We start from the raw sequence: 17,297 nt of genomic DNA on the forward strand, positions 1-17,297 counted from the left end.
CTATTTTTAAATTCTTATTCTTTCGTATCAAATTTATAACCTGTTCCTCTAACTGTTACAATGAATTTTCTATAATCTTTTATAGAATTTCTAAGCATTTTTATATGTGTATCAACGGTCCTATCATCACCATAAAAATCATATCCCCATACTTTGCTTAATAACTTGTCTCTTGAAAGAGCAATATTTTCATTAGTCGCTAAAAATACAAGTAAATCATATTCTTTTGGAGTCATATCAACTTTTTCTCCATCCACATAAACTACTCTTCCATCTAAATCAATTTTAAGACCTTGAAATTCTAAAACTGCATTTTCAATTATTCTCTGACGTCTCTTAACTATTACATTAAGCCTCGCCATAAGTTCTTTTGGAGAAAATGGTTTGACAACATAATCATCTATTCCAATTTCAAATCCAAATAACTTATCATATTCCTCTCCTCTTGCCGATAACATTAATACAGGAATATCATTAATCTTTTTTATTTCTTTATATGAAGAAAAACCATCAAGTCTTGGCATCATTATATCCATCACAATAACGTCAAATTCCTGCTCTTTACATTTTTCTATTGCTTCAAGTCCATCGCATGCTTCTACAACATTATGACCTTCAAACTCTGCATAAGTCTTTATTACTTCTCTTATTTTTTCTTCATCATCTACAACTAATATTTTAAACAAGCTATCACCTCTTTTTATAATATATAATCATTATGTGAAATAGAAATGAAATTTTAAAGATTAATATATTAAATTAAAGTTCTCCCTTTAATCCACATATTTCGGCTCTTTCACTTAACCCTTTTATTGTTTCTTCAAAAATTATATTTTTATCAATTTGAAGCATTTCACATCCTTCAAGAATAATGTCTCTATCACACCCTGCCGCAAATTTTTTATCCTTAAATTTTTTAGTTAATGACTTCAAATTCAAATCAAGCACAGATTTACTCGGTCTAAGTAAGCAACAAGCATTTATAATTCCTGTAAGTTCATCTATTGTATAAAGTGTTTTTTCCATAAGCGATATAGGTTCAACATCTACACACATTTTCCAACCATGTGACTCTATTGCACGAATATATTCTTCGTCCCAATTTTCACTTTCTAAAATTTCTCTTGTTTTTATACAATGTTCTTCAGGATATTTTTCATAATCTAAATCATGACAAAGCCCAACTATACCCCATTTTTCTTCATCTTCACCAAAATATTTTGCAAAATGAATCATAGCAGCTTCTACTTGAAGACCATGTTTTATTAATGCATCTGATTCGTTATATTTTATTAACAAATTATACGCCTGTTCCCTTGTAGGAATCATACTAACACCCTCTTTCTTTTTTTCTATCATACCCTAATTTTTAATAATTTTAAACTATTAAAAATTAAAAACTTCGGTATTAATACCGAAGTTTTTAATTTAACTATTTTCTTTTATGCATCCCGCTTTATCAAGAGCTATTTTAGCAAGTAAAGGTCCTATTAATTCATATACTATCGTCGCACTTAACACAATAGATCTAATCATTGCACCGTGAGGATTGGGAATTATTCTTGAGGCTATAAGACTTAAGCCAATTGCAACTCCGGCTTGCGGAACAAGTGTAAGTCCCAAATATTTTTGAACTGATTTAGGAAATTTTGCAATCTTAGATGCAGAATAAGCTCCAAGCATTTTCCCGATTACTCTTGTAATTATATATGATGCTCCCATTAATCCAACAGTCTTTAAATTTGCAAAGTCAAGTTCTGCCCCGGAAAGTACAAAAAAACATACTGTTACAGGCGGTGCTATACTACTTATAAGAGCACTATATCTTCTATTACTTTTACCTATATTTGATGAAACTACTCCCATGAGCATGAGTGTAAGAAGACTTGATAATTTTAAATATAGAGCTATTGAAGTTACCATAAATATTGATGCAACTGAGATTATTGTTGTTTCACTATCACTTTTTGCCTTTTTAATAATGAACGAAAATCCAGTTCCCGATATCAATCCTAAAAGTAATGCAAGAATAATTTCTTTAATAGGTTTATAAATCATAACTCCTATACTAAGAGCACTATGTGAAATTAAAGAAATTGTGATTGATGATGCAATTCCAAAACAAATAATACATAAAACATCATCAAGTGCTACAACAGGTATAAGTACATCTACAAGATCTCCTTTTGCATTGTATTGTTTAATTACCATAAGTGTTGCAGCGGGTGCTGTTGCACATGCTATACTTCCAAGTGTAAGTGAAAAGGCAAAGCTTTCTTTAAATATAAACAAAGTTGAAATAGTTACTGCAATAAATGCAAATATTCCCTCTAATAAAACTATTAATAAAATTCCGCTTCCCAATTTTTTAATAGCAGAAATCTTCATTTCATCACCTATTGAAAAAGCTATAAATGCAAGCGCAACTTCACTTACAACATCAAGTGAAGAGAGTGTCTCTTTTGGAATAAGTCCGAGTACAGATGGACCTATTATAATTCCACCAATCAAAAAACCTGTAACATCCGGAAATTTGAACTTGCCTAAGATTTTAGAAAAAACAAGTCCTGCTATTAATAATACTGATATATAATATATTTTATCCATCTATTTAGTCAATCCCTCAAAACTTGTTACTTCAAAAGTAAACATAATTCCAACATTTTCTTTATTCAAATTACCAACTGCTCTTCTAACACATTCTTTTGCAACTTCAAGTTTCTCATCATTTAATAATAAAAATATTGTTTTATTATAAGGTCTTCCCTGATTTAACATAACCTTTAAATAACTGGTACTAAAACTTGGGTCAATATACGCCAATGATTGTGCCATTCCCTCGCTATCAATAATAGTACCTCCTCTTATATCATTATTCTTAAATTCTTCCAAAATGTCATTAAAATGCTGTTCGTGATTAATTACTATAAATAATACTTGCATGTTATCAACCTCCATAAGATATTATACACTCTATTAATATTTTTTAAAGCGTATTACTTTAAATTCTAAATTTTTTTCAAATCAATCACATAAAAAAGAGAAGCTATTAAAGCTTCTCATCCATTGTAGCAGATACTTCTGTCCATATTTTATCATATAAAGATACATTTTCTCCAAGATCTTTATACGACTCAAGCTCAGGTAATTTAGAATAATCAGGATATGCAACTTCTGAATTTTTTAATTTTTCAGGAAGTAAATCTTTAGCAGCATCAACAGGAGAAGTATAGCCTACACAATATTCGGCATTTTTTGCTGCAATATCCGGTCTACACATAAAGTCAATAAATTTTTCCGCAGCTTCTTTATTTTTTGCATTTTTGGGAATTACGAATGAATCTATCCAAATATTTGATCCTTCTTTAGGAATTACATATTTTAAACTGGAATTATTCTCCATCATAAGAGCCGCATCTCCTGAATACATAACCCCCATTGCAGCATCCCCTTGAACTAATACATCCCTGCCATCATCTGTCAAATAAGCATATACTAACGGTTTTTGTTGTATTAATATTTCCTTTGCCTCTTCAAGCTGAATTTTATCTATAGAATTCATGGAATAGCCAAGTTTCTTTAATGCTATAGCTATTGAATCTCTTTGAGAGTTATACATTATAATTTGGTTTTTATACTTGGCATCCCAAAGTGCATTCCAAGAATTTATATCTTCACTAACCATTTCTGTATTATATATAATACCAACAGTTCCCGCAAAATAAGGTACTGAATATTCATTATTCGGATCAAATTCTTTATTTTTTAAAGCAGATGATATACCGCTATAATTAGGTATATTGTTAAAATCTAATTTTTGTATAATATCTTCCTTTATAAGCCTTTCAATCATATAATCTGATGGAACTAAAATATCATATGCATCTTTAGATTGAGTTGCTTTTATATACATATCTTCATTAGATGCAAATGTATCGTATACAACTCTTATTCCTGTTTCTTTTTCAAATTCCTTTATCGTACTGGGATCCATATATTCGCCCGCATTATATACATTAATTGTAGCCGTACTTGATGAACTGCCGCCACATGAAGATAGCAACATCGCTATTATAAAAACTAAACCTATTAATAAAATTTTATTTTTTTTCATATTTGTAACCTCACTTATTAATAATTTGCTTACTGTTTCTCTTATTAATAATAATCAATAGTACCAATAAAGATATAAACATTATAGTTGACATTGCATTTATTGCAGGATTAATTCCCTTTCTTGCCATAGTATAAATTGTAATCGAAAGATTTGGAACTCCATGGCCTGTTGTAAAATAACTTACAACAAAATCATCAATTGAAAGTGTAAATGCCATAAGTGCACCTGTTATTATTCCGGGTTTTATTTGCGGTATAACCACATGTCTCATAGCATACTCAGGTGTTGCTCCAAGATCCAAAGCAGCTTCAACAGTATTTTTGTCCATTTGCTTTAACTTAGGAAGAACTGATAAAATTACATACGGTGTACAAAATACAATATGTGACAGTGTCATTGTCAACATTCCGAAATTAAGTCCTAAAAATCCATATAACCCCATTAATGCAACTGCAGTTACAATATCCGGATTTAATACCGGTAAATAGTTAACATCAAGAATTATTTCTTTTCTGTGCCCTTTAAGCTCATGTATTCCTATTGCTGCAAATGTTCCAAGGACAGTAGATATTAATGTTGCTATAACCGCTACTATTAAAGTTATATAAAGACTTCTGAGAATTGTAGAATCTTCCAAAAGAGCTCTATACCATCTTAAAGTAAATCCTGCCCAAGATCCTCTCAATTTAGAATCATTAAAGGAAAAAACCATAAGCACAGCTATTGGTGCATACAGAAAAATAAAAACCAAAATTAAATATAGTTTATCCAATATTTTTCTTACCATATAGCTCCACCTCCTTCTCTGTTTTTACCTTTGGAAATGATATTTGAACCTACAAGGAATAAAATCATTATAATAATCAAAATTATTGAAATCGCAGAACCGAAAGCCCAATCTCCTGTAAAAGTAAATTGTTGCTCTATTAAATTACCTATTAAGTAAAATCTATTTCCGCCAAGTAAATTTGAAATTACAAATGTAGAAATAGCAGGTATAAACACCATTGTTATGCCTGTATACACTCCTGAAAGTGAAAGAGGTAATGTAACTTTTAAAAATACTTTTAAATTATTTGCACCCAAATCCTTAGCTGCATCAATTAAATTTTTGTCAATTTTAAGTAATACCGTATAAATCGGAAGTACCATAAATGGCAAAAAATTATATACCATACCAAGCATTACAGCACGCATATTATACATCAAATTTAACGGAGCAAATCCAAGTACAGATAAAAATTTATTTATAAGTCCATTGTTTCCAAGTAAAGTCAGCCATGCATAAGTTCTAAGCAAAAAATTCATCCACATTGGAATTATAAATAGTAAAATCAAATTACCTCTGACCTTTTCGCTCATTCTTGAAATTATATATGCAACAGGATATCCTACTAAAAGACATATAACTGTTGAAAAAAATGCAACGATAAGAGATGTCCAAAGTATTTTTAGATATAACGGTTCAAAAAATCTACTGAAATTTTCAAAAGAAAATTTAAAATCAGAAAGCCCCATACCCCTACTGCCATTTAAAGAATATGCCAATATTAAAACTATTGGAAATACTATAAAAATTAATGCCCAAAGTGCATATACATAGGAATATTTTTTCATTTTCCACCAGCTTTCATTACATGGATCAAATCAGGATCAATATTTATTCCTACAACCGAATTTATAGGTCTATTTATCGTAGATTGAACAAGCATATTGAAGCCATTAACGTCAACTTCCATCTCGTAATGAACTCCTCTGAAAATTTCAGATTTTACAACTCCACTAAGCATTCCATCTCCATTTACAAGATCAACATCCTCAGGTCGTATTACGATTTCAACCTCTTCATCCTTATCAAATCCCTTATCAACACATTTAAATAAATGTCCTAAAAATTCAACAGAATAATCTTCTCTCATAATGCCATTAATAATATTACTTTCTCCTATAAAATCAGCTACAAATGCATTTTTAGGTTCATTATATATGTCAATGGGAGTTCCGATTTGCTGTATCTTACCATTATTCATTACAACTATAGTATCAGACATAGAAAGAGCTTCTTCCTGATCATGAGTTACATAAATAAACGTAGTTTCAACACTTTTTTGAATTTTTTTAAGCTCTATTTGCATACCTTGTCTAAGTTTTAAATCAAGTGCTCCAAGCGGTTCATCAAGTAATATAACTTTAGGTTCATTAACAAGTGCTCTTGCAATTGCAACTCTTTGTTGCTGTCCACCACTTAAAGAATTTATGGATCTATTTTCAAAATTTTTAAGATTTACAATTTTTAAAACCTCTTTAACTTTTGAAGCTATTTCTGATGCACCCATCTTTTTTATTTTTAATCCGAAAGCTATATTTTGCGAAACGTTTAGATGAGGAAAAAGAGCATACTTTTGAAAAACAGTATTTATATTTCTCTCATAAGGTTCAAGTTCTGTTATGTCTTTTCCTTCAAAAATAACTTTGCCGCTATCAGGTGTCTCAAAACCGCCAATAATTCTAAGAGTTGTAGTTTTTCCGCAACCACTTGGACCAAGTAATGTAAGAAATTCATTTTTTTTAACAGACAAATTAAAATCACTTAAAATAACATCTTCTTCAAAAGTCTTATTTATATTTACTAAGTCTATTACACAATTTTCCATACTCATCCCCCTTAAAAATTAGGTGGTGAACTTATATACATCACCCTTGCAACTTTTGCATTTTTATTTTCAAGATAACTTACTTTATTCGCAGTAAAATAAAATGTTTCATTTTTCTTAATATCAAATTTTTCATCTCCATAATTAAGCTCAACTCTTCCCTCTAATACATATCCCATTATTTCACCTTCAAAAGGATCTAAAAGCTTAGTCGATGAATTTTTTTCAAGCTCTATAATTATAGGCTCCATTTCATTTTTTTGAGCATTAGGAACTATCCAAGTTATTTTATAACCATCATCTTTAACAATTTCAAAGTAATCTTCTTTTTTAAAGACAATCTTTTCCTCTACATCATCTTCAAAAAATTCAAGAGGAGTAGTTCCAAGTGCTTCTAATATATCAATTAAAGTTGCTACCGAAGGTGATGTCAAATTTCTTTCAACTTGTGATATAAACCCTTTTGTAAGTTCAGATCTGTCCGCTAATTCTTCTTGAGTAAGCGCCTGTTTAACTCTCAAATTTTTTAGTTTATTTCCAATATCCAAATAATCACCTCTTAACAAAATATTAAACTATCTACTTAATTTATTAAATACCACTAAAGATTATAATTTGTTTGATTTTTAATGTCAACATAAATTTAAAAAATAACACCTAAAGTTTTATAAATTAAACTACATAAACAATAAAAATAAAGTCTCCAAAAAGAGACTTTACATTTTATACTTTAAATATTTATTACTTTTTTCATCTAACAATATAGGATGTATTAATATCTTTTTATGAAGAAATCTTTTTCACGTTCATAAATTTTTATAAATTGTATCCTACCTACTCTTTTTTATTTTCTAACTCTTCAAGCGCCTTTATATAAGGTTTTCTGTATCTTTTTGTCCAAAATATTAAAAAAATACCAACTATTGCCAAAAATATATCTTTCTTTTGATAACTTCCGATTATTGCTGCAAGTCCTAAAATATAAAACACCGGTCCGAAATACTTTAAAAACTTCCCATTAATTCTTATATTTTTTTCATTTTTATTATCTTTATTTTCATTCATACTAATAATCTCCATATAGAATAATATTAATTTAATTATACTATCAGTATAAATAACTTCAAGTTCAATTTTATTTCAAAATAAAAAAACCTTGGAATGTTGGTGTTTTCCAAGGTTTTGTATAATAATATATTATCTCTTTGAAAATTGTGGAGCTCTTCTTGCTTTCTTTAAACCGTACTTCTTTCTTTCCTTCATTCTTGGATCTCTTGTTAAGAAACCGGCTTTTTTAAGAATTACTCTGTGTTCAGGATCTACTTCAAGCAATGCACGAGATATTCCTTGTCTTATTGCTCCTGCTTGTCCTGTATATCCTCCGCCTATTACTTTTACTATTACATCAAATTGTGATAGTGTTTCTGTTAATGTTAGGGGAGATTTAGCAACTATTCTAAGAGTCTCATAATCGAAATAATTTTCAATATCACGACCATTTATTGTAAAGTTTCCATTACCAGGTAGTAATCTTACTTGTGCAATAGAAGTTTTTCTTCTTCCTGTGCCTCTGTATTGTGATTTATCCATTTGTATCCTCCCTCAATTAAAACTCATAAACTTCTGGTTTTTGTGCTTCATGTGGATGTTCAGCACCTGCATATACCTTAAGTTTAGTGTACATTTTTCTTCCAAGTCTATTTTTTGGAAGCATACCCTTTACTGCGTATTCTATTACTCTTTCAGGATGTTTTTCTCTTAATTGATTATATACTACTTCTTTTCTTCCACCTGGATAACCTGTATGATAAGCATGAATTTTTTGTTCCCACTTATTTCCTGTTAATCTAACCTTATCAGCATTGATTATTATTACATAGTCTCCTGTATCTACATGTGGTGTGTAGATTGGTTTGTTTTTTCCTCTTAAAATATTAGCTACTTCAGTTGCAAGTCTACCTAAAACTTTATCTTCAGCATCTATTATATACCATTTTCTATCTACTTCATTGGCTTTTGCCATATAAGTTTTCATGGGATTTCCCTCCTGTGATTTAAAAATTTTCCGGGGCTTTTTAAATACTTCAATTATTTTAATATACACTAAATATTATGTCAAGTATTATTTCTGTATTTCACAAAGTTTTTAGCATATTTTTTTATTTTTCTTTTAATATTAATTCATTTTCAAGCGGAGTTTTAATTTGTGAATTTTTCTTAAATTGTTCTATATTTCTCTTAACTCTTGTCATTGATGCTATTGTTCCAACGCCCGCTATACATCCTCCCGGGCAAGCCATGCCTTCAAGTAAACATCCATTTAATTTTCCTGCTTTGGCAAGCTTTAACATTTTTATACACTCATCAAGTGAATTTGCACCTTCAATTTGTATTTCTCTATTCGGCTCTAATTGCTGTGCAACCTCTTTTACCGCCGCAGCAACTCCTCCTGCTATAGGATACCCTCTTCCAAGTGCAGATGCCTCTTCTTTTTCTTTTGATATTTCTATCTCAGATGGTTCTATATTTTTGGCTACAAACATTCCCATGAGCTCCTCAAATGTTATAACAAAATCAACATAAGATTTTACTTTAGTATCAAGTGCTTCAAGTTTTTTTGATGTACATGGTCCTATAAAACAAACAACTGAATTAGGGTCCAATCTATTTATATATTCTGCTGTATACCTCATTGGTGAACCTGAATCTGATACTTGTTCATATAAATCAGGGAATTTATTTTTTATCATAAGAGCCCAAGAATAACAACAACTTGTTCCCATAAATGGAATTTCATTAGGTACTCTCTTTAAATATTCTTTTGCTTCATTTAATGTAGTTATGTCTGCACCGAGACTAACTTCTATTACATCCTCAAATCCAAGTTTCTTAATTGCTTCTATTACTTGCATCGGTGTTGTTTTTGCTCCAAATTGTCCTATAAATGATGGTGCTATTGCTCCGTATACTTTTTTTCCTGACTTAATAGCTTTAATTAACTGGAATATTTGTGTTTTATCTGCTATTGCTCCAAAAGGACAACTTGCAATACATCTTCCGCAGGCAACACATTCATCATGATCTATTTCTGCGCGACCATATTCATCTGAACCTATCGCATTTACTCCACAAGCTGCTGCACATGGTCTATCATACATAACTATTGCATTGTATGGACATGTCTCTTTACATCTACCACATTTTATACATTTTGTAGTGTCAATATGCGCCCTATTTCTTTCTATTGTCACAGCATTCACCGGGCATACATTTGTACATGGATGTGCCATACATTTTCTACAATTATCAGTTACATAATATGTTTTTGTAGGACAAGCCTCACACGCAAATTTTATTACATTTATAAGCGGTTTTTCATAGGCATTAGTATCTATATCAATCTTATCAAATCCATCAGTAACTTTTTTATATACACTTATCTCTCTTACACCCATTCCCATTGCAAGTCTTAATCTTTCATCGGCAACTGCTCTTTCTCTAAATATATCTTCTCTATATTTAGCTACTTCTCCCGGAACTATTCTATAACTTGAATTCTCTAATTCCGAAATATCACAATCCTCATATGCAATTCTTGCAACTTCAGCAAATACCTTTCTTCTAATATCTACTATACTACCGAAACTTTCTTTCATATAACCAGTCCTCTATTTGCAATACTATAATTTTAACTTATCAATTATCTTTGCACTTACTTCCTGTGCGGTTGCTTTATATATTATTTCATCATCTACTATTACTATAGGTGCTAAATTCCCATGTTCAGCATTTTTACAATAATTCATACAATGAGAAAGTTCTATTTCTAAATTTTCCGCAGAACAATAATCCGATTCCGGTGTACATATATTATCCTTTAAGAAATCAACTGCATCATAGATTGCATTCGCACCCATCAATGTGCATCTTGATCCCATACATATTGTTACTTTCATCAAAAATCCCCTTTCTTAAAAGTTTCTAACTTAATTTTACCACATTTAATTATTTTGGGGTATCTTATCGTATAGTTTAATATTTAACAAACTTTTACACCTTATGATAGAATAACACCTATTAAAGTTTTTTTCAACTAAAAAAACTGAGACTTTATTCTCAGTTTTAAAATTTATTTATTCGCATTTCTATGTGCTATTCTTGAGGCAGAAGCAGCTGCTACTGCCGCTACTATATCATCCGCAAATGTCGCAATCTGACCTGTTGTGTTTTTTCTTCCATCAAGATCTTTTATTATACCGACCTTAGCTTTGTCTAAATATCCAAAATTGGTAAGTCCTATTGTTCCATATACATTTACGATACCAAGAGGAAGAACTTCATCTATCCCATATAACCCTTCATCCTTTTCTATAATTGTCTGCAATGGTTCCGGAAGTAATTTTTTCTGTGCCAAATCATCTATTGCAAGTCCTGTCAATATTGCATGAATCACTTCTCTTTTTTCAAGAACAGCAATAACATTTTTTTCACAATATTCAATAGTTAAATCTTTTGCGTATTTTGATTGTAATTCATATACAATTTCTGCAATATCTCTTATTTCTATTCCTGCTCTGTTTAATGCTTTTACAGCTTCATCAAATAATTGTTTTTGATCATAGTTATACATTATATCACCTCAAACTATTTCCTCTCGTTATTTTAGCAATGTCTTCTTTCCACATTCCTTCCTTATTTTTAATTGCACTTTTCTGAATCTTTTTAAAATAATCTAAATACTTTACATTCGGTTTAAAAGTATATGTTCTTGCAAACCCATTTTTAAGTTGAATCGCGGAAAAATTATATTCTTCTATTGTTCCTTTTGTTATTTTTTCAGGAATCTCAAGCCATATATACCTTAATTTTCTTCCATATTTATCAAAATATTTCTTATCTTTTTCGAGATAGATTTTTTTATTTAATAGAATTTTTTCAGCAAACTCTTTAGCTTCTATTCCGTACAACTCTTCTTTTTTTCCGATTTCAGGAGTATTTATCCCAATTATTCTAATTTTATCTCCATTTTCTAAAATAACTGTATCTCCATCTATAACAGTTTTTATAACAGCAATTTCAACATTATCATCAATCTTAACAGATAATAAATTTTTTTGAAAAAATAAAATTAAAAATAATACTAACAATAAATAAATCTTTTTATTTTTCATATCTTTTACTTCTCAACTGTTTCATTCTGATTTTTCTCATTATTTTTATTCTTGATTTTTTTATAGATATTCCATAAATAAATCCTGGAATTAATGATGCTATTATAATGCTAACTATATTATAATCTATTTTTAAAAGCTGATATATAAATAGTTCCGGCATTAAAAATAAATCTAACGGAAATTTCCAAATTGATTCTGCTATACCAAGCGAAAACATCTTAGATTTTAAAATTAAAAATGGAGGAATAAATAAAATTACAGATATTAAAACTATTATATTTCCACTTAAAAAATCAAGTCGTTTTGATTTTTTTTTGCTCATTCCCTTTGCCAAATTGTAGTATAGCAATATGGGAATTATACAAAGTATAATTCTAAACGCTATATTTCCATATAAAACTTTTTTTAGCATTTCACTTAAATTTACAATTGCAGTAAAAATAAACATTACTGCTATTATTATTAAGTGAAATATTAATCCCCTTGTATTATTTCTCATTTAATCACCCATTACTTTTTTTGCACCCTTTGTCGCCTTTATAGTTCCATCTTTAAATTTCCAAACTGCATCCACATCAAATTTTTCACAAAGCTCTAAGCCCTCTTCATAACTTGAAAGAAATAGTGTAGTAGACATATAATCGCAGAAAAATGAATCTTTACTTATTACTGTAACTGATTTATACTCATCGGCAGGTTCTAAACTTTGTGCATTTATTATATGACAATATCTTTTTTTGTTATAGAAAAAGTATCTTTGATAATCTCCGCTCGTTACTACAGATGTATCATTAAGTGTTAGTATTGAAAGATATAATTGAGAACTTTCCAAATTCGGATTCTGTATTCCTACTTTAAATGCCGGTTTATCTACAGGCTTTCCCATTATTTTTACATTTCCACCTGCTGATACTATTCCTGATTTAACCCCAAGTTCATCTACCGCATAATTGCAAACAAGCTCTGTTGCGTATCCTTTTGCAACTGCACCGAGATCAAGAATCATTCCCTTCTTCTTTAAAAATACAGATTTATCAACATCATTTAAAATAATATCTTCATCATTAATAAGATTTCTAAATTCATCCAATTTCTCATGTGTCGGTATCGGTAAACCCATTTCATTTATAACTTCATCTTCTGTTGCTCCGGAATTATATAGCTCATTATATTTGCTCCAATAATCCACTACAGGTCCTATTGTAAGACAAATCTTATCACTTACATCCTTATTATATTCAATGGTTTTCTTTATTAGAAAAAAAAGTTCATCAGATACTTTAACAGGTCTTATTCCTGCATTATCGTTAATTGTCTTTAGATTGTTTATACCTTTATAATTATTATATCTATCAAAAATTCTATGGTATTCAAAAAATTTATCTTTCATTTTTGAAAGAATTTCATTTGCTTTTTCTTCACTTTCCTCATAAATAATCATTGAAGTAACCGTATCAAAAGCATCAAAAAATTGAATATCATATTTTTCATAATTTCTTATTTCTTTTGTACATCCACATGTTAAAAAAAGTATTAATAAAACAACCAATATTTTTTTCAAATTCATCACCTTTTGTATATATTATCAAAAATATGTATATTGTAAAAGTAATTTTAAACAAAAAATACCTAAATGTAATATAGTTTTTACATTTAGGTATTTTTTTAAATTTTATACTTTCTCATATTAAACATTGATCCTATTACCGTAGATGTATTATGAAGTAATGAACTTGTAGTATTAGTTATAATTCCGAACACTCCAAGAATAATCAATATAGAATTTATGCCAACTATTGATATATAATTGTTTTTAATTCTTCTATCCATTGCTCTAGAAAGACTTACCATATCATTTAAGATATATAAACTGTCAGAATTAATACTTATATCTGCAACTTCTCTTGCTATATCTGCTCCTTTAAACATAGAAATTCCCACATCAGCCTCAGAAAGAGCTACAGAATCATTAATTCCATCACCTATCATAACAACCGTTCTTCCAAGTTTCTTTTGTTCTCTTATATAATTGGATTTATCATCAGGTAATACCTGCGATTTATAATAATCAAGATTTAACTCATCTGCAACATGAAATGCAGAATTTTCTGAATCTCCAGTAAGCATCACTATATTTTTAAATCCTGTATTACGTAATTTTTCAATACAAGTCTTAGCTTCATCTCTAATTGGATCTTCTATACAAATTACAGCTTCTAATTTTCCACTATATGCCAGATATAAAAGTGAATAATTAGATTTTAGTTTCTCAATTTCTATTATCGCCTCATGATTGTATTCTATTTTTTCATCTTCAAATATAAAATGCTCACTTCCAATTAATATTCTCTTTCCATCAACTGTAGATGCTATTCCATGAGCAACTATATATTCAGGGCTTGTATGCATTTCTCTATGAATAATATTTCTATCTTCAGCATACCTTACAACAGCATTGGCTACTGAATGAGGAAAATGCTCTTCAAGACAAGCTGCATATTTTAAGCATTCATCTTTTGAAAATTCTCCAAATGTAATCAAATCTACAACCTTAGGCTGTGCATTTGTAAGTGTCCCTGTTTTATCAAATACTATAGTATCTGACATAGCTAGCTTTTCTAAAAACTTTCCACCTTTTACAAGAGCTTTTTTATCCGATGCATCTCTCATCGCACTCATTACCGAAATTGGAATAGCAAGTCTAAGTGCACAAGAAAAATCTACCATTAAAAAAGCTTTGGCCTTAGCAAAATTTCTCGTCAAAGCATAGGTTATTATAGAGCCTAGAAAAGTATACTTTACTAGTGAATCTGCTTTTCTTTCAGCATTTTTTTGAGATTGTGCTTTATTCTCCTCCGATTCAGATATAAGCCTTATTATCTCATTGAGTTTAGTGTCATCTTGTGCCTTAGTCGTTTTTATTAAAAGTCTTCCTTCTTCAAGAACCGTTCCTGCAAAAACGAAACTATCTTTAAACTTTTCAACAGGTTCCGCTTCTCCGGTGAAACTTGATTGATTTACCATTCCAATTCCATCTATAACTATGCCATCAACCGGAATTATATTTCCCATCTCAACTAATACTTCATCACCAAATTTAATGCTGCTTAAAGAAATTTTTTCTATCTGTTCATCTCTTTTTATCCATACACTTTCTACATTAAGAGAAAGCGCTCCCTTAAGATTTGCTTTAGAACGTTCAAATACCCATTCTTCAAGTCTTTGTCCAAGCTTTAATAAAAATACTATAGAATTTACTGAAGAATACTCTCTACTTAAAAGAGAAATTCCTATAGCAGTAGCATCTAATACGTCTACATCAAGTTTTCTACGCACCAAACTTTTTATTCCTTTTTTAATAAAAGGAAAAGCTCCAATAAAACTATAAGCTATTCTAAACTGATATGGCATTAAATATTTAATAATAGTTCTTTTAACTACTGCATCTCTTAATATATCAAGCAACTCAATACGCTCTTGAGGTTTAAATGCATGATTTTCAACATCGGATTTTTTAAGTTGATTAAGTTTAGTATCTCTAATCAAATAATATATATCCTTAAATGCGTACTCTTCATAATCAATTCTGATACTTCCTGTTCTCTTATAAATATAGGCTTCTTTTACACCGGATATAGCCTCGAGATTATATTTAAGTATATTTACCTCTTCATAACTGAACTTATATGGAGTTTTAAATCTTATTCTACCTTTTATTTTATGCTCGATTGTAAATTTCATATATTATTATGCTTCTTCTGTTTTAACTTCAGTTACAAAATCTTCTTCATTAAATTCAGTTTCTCTTGCTTTACTTTCTTCCTCTGCTTTTATAATTTTTGCTTCTGCGATTATATCATCTGTATTTTCTTTTATAGTTTCTACAGTTTTATCAATATAATCTTTAGCTTTCATTCCTTGTACTACCGCTTCAACAGCTACTTTTTTTGCTAGTTTTGATTTTAAAATTTTAGGTCCAACAGTCGCCGTTACCATACCTAATGCAAAATTTAAAATTTTCTTTTTCATATTTATACACCATCCTAATCATATTTTCTATCTAACATATTACGATAATTCTTTATAGATTTCTACCCTTTTTAATATTTTAAACTAATTTACCATACAATTAATTTATTATATATAGCTGTTATAGATTTTTTTTAATTGTTAAGATATAATGAATTAATAATTATTAAAATAGGAGAATTTTTATGACTGAATCTAAAAGTGTTATTCTCGGAATGAGCGGTGGTGTAGATTCTTCTGTATGCGCTGCATTATTAAAAGAACAAGGTTATGATGTAACCGCAGTTTTTATGAAAAATTGGGATGAAGAAGATGATGATGGTGTGTGTACAGCTACAGAAGACTATCTTGATGTAATAAGAGTATGTTCAGAACTTGGAATAAAATATTATACGGTAAATTTTGAAAAGGAATATAAAGATAGAGTTTTTTCATATTTTCTATCTGAATATGAAAAAGGTCGCACTCCAAATCCGGATGTTATGTGTAATACAGAAATAAAATTCAAAGCATTTTTAGAATTTGCAATGAAATTTAATTCTGATTATATCGCTATGGGTCACTACGCAAGAACTTTAAAAAAAGATGGAAAGACATATTTACTAAGGGGACTTGATGAAAATAAAGATCAAAGTTATTTTTTATCAAGAGTTTCCGAAGCGGCTCTTTCTAAAACACTATTTCCCATAGGAAATATGAAAAAAGAACAGGTTAGAGAATTAGCACAAAAATATAATCTTGCAACTGCAAAGAAAAAAGACTCTACCGGAATTTGTTTTATAGGAGAAAGAAATTTCAACAACTTTTTAGATAAATTTTTATTTACTAAAGAAGGCGACATATATTCAGTGGATGGTCAATATCTTGGAAAACACTCCGGTCTCATGCATTATACCATAGGTCAAAGACGTGGTATGGGACTTGGAGGTATGGGAAGTGGAGAACCGTTTTTTGTTGCAGATAAAGATTTAAAAAACAATAGGCTTATCGTAGCACAAGGATTAAAACATCCTGCCCTATATAAAAAAGAAACTATATGTGAAAATGCATTTTGGATAACAGATACTCCAAAATTTCCACTTAAATGTACAGGAAAAATACGATATCGTGCCAAGGATGAAAATATGACTGTATATTTAGAAAATGATGAACTTAAAGTTATATTTGAAAATCCGTTAAAAGGTGTAACCCCGGGACAAGTTCTTGTATTCTATCAAGGAGATATTTGTTTAGGATCGGGAATAATAAAATAGTTTATAATTCGAAAAATTTGCACCCTATTCTTATATATTTTGTTAATTATAATATGCTATAATTTTAATG

General features: G+C 29.5%; 21 protein-coding genes. 1 reads left to right on the top strand and 20 read right to left on the bottom strand.

The features are described from left to right. Positions 1 to 14: 14 nt before the first annotated feature. The 20 genes from M915_RS02235 to M915_RS02330 all read right to left on the bottom strand — a co-directional run bounded on the left by M915_RS02235 (position 15) and on the right by M915_RS02330 (position 15,974). Positions 15 to 686, bottom strand: coding sequence for a response regulator transcription factor (locus M915_RS02235; protein WP_009222110.1), 672 nt, complete (start codon positions 684 to 686; stop codon positions 15 to 17). A gap of 73 nt (positions 687 to 759) precedes the next feature. Further along, positions 760 to 1,329 (bottom strand): hydrolase, encoded by a 570-nt coding sequence (locus tag M915_RS02240; protein ID WP_009222109.1) that lies wholly within the window; start codon positions 1,327 to 1,329, stop codon positions 760 to 762. Between the two features lie 99 nt (positions 1,330 to 1,428). After that, on the bottom strand, positions 1,429 to 2,607 hold the full coding sequence (locus M915_RS02245) for a cation:proton antiporter (RefSeq protein ID WP_036728970.1): 1,179 nt from the start codon (positions 2,605 to 2,607) through the stop codon (positions 1,429 to 1,431). Continuing rightward, positions 2,608 to 2,943, bottom strand: coding sequence for a hypothetical protein (locus M915_RS02250; protein WP_036728973.1), 336 nt, complete (start codon positions 2,941 to 2,943; stop codon positions 2,608 to 2,610). Between the two features lie 106 nt (positions 2,944 to 3,049). Then, on the bottom strand, positions 3,050 to 4,114 hold the full coding sequence (locus M915_RS02255) for an ABC transporter substrate-binding protein (protein ID WP_036728976.1): 1,065 nt from the start codon (positions 4,112 to 4,114) through the stop codon (positions 3,050 to 3,052). 10 nt (positions 4,115 to 4,124) lie between these two features. Then, entirely contained in the window at positions 4,125 to 4,904 is a 780-nt protein-coding gene (locus tag M915_RS02260) for an ABC transporter permease (RefSeq protein WP_036728979.1), read from the bottom strand. Beyond that, on the bottom strand, positions 4,898 to 5,734 hold the full coding sequence (locus M915_RS02265) for an ABC transporter permease (protein ID WP_009222106.1): 837 nt from the start codon (positions 5,732 to 5,734) through the stop codon (positions 4,898 to 4,900). Before M915_RS02265 ends, M915_RS02260 begins: the two co-directional genes overlap by 7 nt. After that, a complete protein-coding gene (locus M915_RS02270; RefSeq protein WP_036728982.1) occupies positions 5,731 to 6,771 on the bottom strand; it encodes an ABC transporter ATP-binding protein in 1,041 nt (346 codons plus the stop codon). The genes M915_RS02265 and M915_RS02270 overlap by 4 nt, the downstream gene beginning before the upstream one ends. Before the next feature lie 11 nt (positions 6,772 to 6,782). Then, positions 6,783 to 7,319 (bottom strand): helix-turn-helix domain-containing protein, encoded by a 537-nt coding sequence (locus tag M915_RS02275; protein ID WP_036728985.1) that lies wholly within the window; start codon positions 7,317 to 7,319, stop codon positions 6,783 to 6,785. A 286-nt stretch (positions 7,320 to 7,605) separates the two neighbouring features. Further along, positions 7,606 to 7,836 (bottom strand): hypothetical protein, encoded by a 231-nt coding sequence (locus tag M915_RS02280; RefSeq protein ID WP_036728987.1) that lies wholly within the window; start codon positions 7,834 to 7,836, stop codon positions 7,606 to 7,608. A 132-nt stretch (positions 7,837 to 7,968) separates the two neighbouring features. Further along, positions 7,969 to 8,361 (bottom strand): 30S ribosomal protein S9, encoded by a 393-nt coding sequence (gene rpsI / locus M915_RS02285; protein WP_009222101.1) that lies wholly within the window; start codon positions 8,359 to 8,361, stop codon positions 7,969 to 7,971. Positions 8,362 to 8,377: 16 nt separating this feature from the next. Then, positions 8,378 to 8,806 (bottom strand): 50S ribosomal protein L13, encoded by a 429-nt coding sequence (rplM, locus tag M915_RS02290; RefSeq protein ID WP_009222100.1) that lies wholly within the window; start codon positions 8,804 to 8,806, stop codon positions 8,378 to 8,380. A 124-nt stretch (positions 8,807 to 8,930) separates the two neighbouring features. After that, positions 8,931 to 10,427, bottom strand: a complete 1,497-nt coding sequence (locus M915_RS02295; protein ID WP_009222099.1) for a 4Fe-4S dicluster domain-containing protein — start codon at positions 10,425 to 10,427, stop codon at positions 8,931 to 8,933. A 24-nt stretch (positions 10,428 to 10,451) separates the two neighbouring features. Next, on the bottom strand, positions 10,452 to 10,727 hold the full coding sequence (locus M915_RS02300; protein ID WP_009222098.1) for a (2Fe-2S) ferredoxin domain-containing protein: 276 nt from the start codon (positions 10,725 to 10,727) through the stop codon (positions 10,452 to 10,454). Between the two features lie 173 nt (positions 10,728 to 10,900). Continuing rightward, positions 10,901 to 11,401 (bottom strand): phosphatidylglycerophosphatase A family protein, encoded by a 501-nt coding sequence (locus M915_RS02305; protein ID WP_036728990.1) that lies wholly within the window; start codon positions 11,399 to 11,401, stop codon positions 10,901 to 10,903. Positions 11,402 to 11,405: 4 nt separating this feature from the next. Further along, the gene (locus M915_RS02310; protein ID WP_036728993.1) at positions 11,406 to 11,942 is read right to left on the bottom strand and encodes a thermonuclease family protein; all 537 of its coding nucleotides are present in this window, start codon (positions 11,940 to 11,942) and stop codon (positions 11,406 to 11,408) included. Then, on the bottom strand, positions 11,932 to 12,444 hold the full coding sequence (locus tag M915_RS02315; protein WP_009222095.1) for a hypothetical protein: 513 nt from the start codon (positions 12,442 to 12,444) through the stop codon (positions 11,932 to 11,934). The genes M915_RS02310 and M915_RS02315 overlap by 11 nt, the downstream gene beginning before the upstream one ends. After that, entirely contained in the window at positions 12,445 to 13,506 is a 1,062-nt protein-coding gene (locus tag M915_RS02320; RefSeq protein WP_036728997.1) for an FAD:protein FMN transferase, read from the bottom strand. A gap of 104 nt (positions 13,507 to 13,610) precedes the next feature. Beyond that, positions 13,611 to 15,686: a heavy metal translocating P-type ATPase gene (locus M915_RS02325; RefSeq protein WP_036729000.1), complete on the bottom strand. Its 2,076-nt coding sequence runs from the start codon at positions 15,684 to 15,686 to the stop codon at positions 13,611 to 13,613. Between the two features lie 6 nt (positions 15,687 to 15,692). Then, the gene (locus M915_RS02330) at positions 15,693 to 15,974 is read right to left on the bottom strand and encodes a DUF6110 family protein (RefSeq protein ID WP_009222092.1); all 282 of its coding nucleotides are present in this window, start codon (positions 15,972 to 15,974) and stop codon (positions 15,693 to 15,695) included. 185 nt (positions 15,975 to 16,159) lie between these two features. On the opposite strand from M915_RS02330, the gene mnmA reads away from it, so the two are divergent. Continuing rightward, complete coding sequence (gene mnmA, locus M915_RS02335; RefSeq protein ID WP_036729001.1) at positions 16,160 to 17,227, top strand: tRNA 2-thiouridine(34) synthase MnmA; 1,068 nt, start codon at positions 16,160 to 16,162, stop codon at positions 17,225 to 17,227. Positions 17,228 to 17,297 lie beyond the last annotated feature (70 nt).

The organism is Peptoniphilus mikwangii, assembly GCF_000468535.1.
Lineage (GTDB): Bacteria > Bacillota > Clostridia > Tissierellales > Peptoniphilaceae > Anaerosphaera > Anaerosphaera mikwangii.

Coding starts and splice junctions, on each gene's coding strand:
- M915_RS02240 (WP_009222109.1), bottom strand. CDS start 1,329: ATGATTCCTACAAGGGAACAGGCGTATAATTTGTTAATAAAATATAAC.
- M915_RS02245 (WP_036728970.1), bottom strand. CDS start 2,607: ATGGATAAAATATATTATATATCAGTATTATTAATAGCAGGACTTGTT.
- M915_RS02250 (WP_036728973.1), bottom strand. CDS start 2,943: ATGCAAGTATTATTTATAGTAATTAATCACGAACAGCATTTTAATGAC.
- M915_RS02255 (WP_036728976.1), bottom strand. CDS start 4,114: ATGAAAAAAAATAAAATTTTATTAATAGGTTTAGTTTTTATAATAGCG.
- M915_RS02260 (WP_036728979.1), bottom strand. CDS start 4,904: ATGGTAAGAAAAATATTGGATAAACTATATTTAATTTTGGTTTTTATT.
- M915_RS02265 (WP_009222106.1), bottom strand. CDS start 5,734: ATGAAAAAATATTCCTATGTATATGCACTTTGGGCATTAATTTTTATA.
- M915_RS02270 (WP_036728982.1), bottom strand. CDS start 6,771: ATGGAAAATTGTGTAATAGACTTAGTAAATATAAATAAGACTTTTGAA.
- M915_RS02280 (WP_036728987.1), bottom strand. CDS start 7,836: ATGAATGAAAATAAAGATAATAAAAATGAAAAAAATATAAGAATTAAT.
- rpsI (WP_009222101.1), bottom strand. CDS start 8,361: ATGGATAAATCACAATACAGAGGCACAGGAAGAAGAAAAACTTCTATT.
- rplM (WP_009222100.1), bottom strand. CDS start 8,806: ATGAAAACTTATATGGCAAAAGCCAATGAAGTAGATAGAAAATGGTAT.
- M915_RS02295 (WP_009222099.1), bottom strand. CDS start 10,427: ATGAAAGAAAGTTTCGGTAGTATAGTAGATATTAGAAGAAAGGTATTT.
- M915_RS02300 (WP_009222098.1), bottom strand. CDS start 10,727: ATGAAAGTAACAATATGTATGGGATCAAGATGCACATTGATGGGTGCG.
- M915_RS02305 (WP_036728990.1), bottom strand. CDS start 11,401: ATGTATAACTATGATCAAAAACAATTATTTGATGAAGCTGTAAAAGCA.
- M915_RS02310 (WP_036728993.1), bottom strand. CDS start 11,942: ATGAAAAATAAAAAGATTTATTTATTGTTAGTATTATTTTTAATTTTA.
- M915_RS02315 (WP_009222095.1), bottom strand. CDS start 12,444: ATGAGAAATAATACAAGGGGATTAATATTTCACTTAATAATAATAGCA.
- M915_RS02325 (WP_036729000.1), bottom strand. CDS start 15,686: ATGAAATTTACAATCGAGCATAAAATAAAAGGTAGAATAAGATTTAAA.
- M915_RS02330 (WP_009222092.1), bottom strand. CDS start 15,974: ATGAAAAAGAAAATTTTAAATTTTGCATTAGGTATGGTAACGGCGACT.
- mnmA (WP_036729001.1), top strand. CDS start 16,160: ATGACTGAATCTAAAAGTGTTATTCTCGGAATGAGCGGTGGTGTAGAT.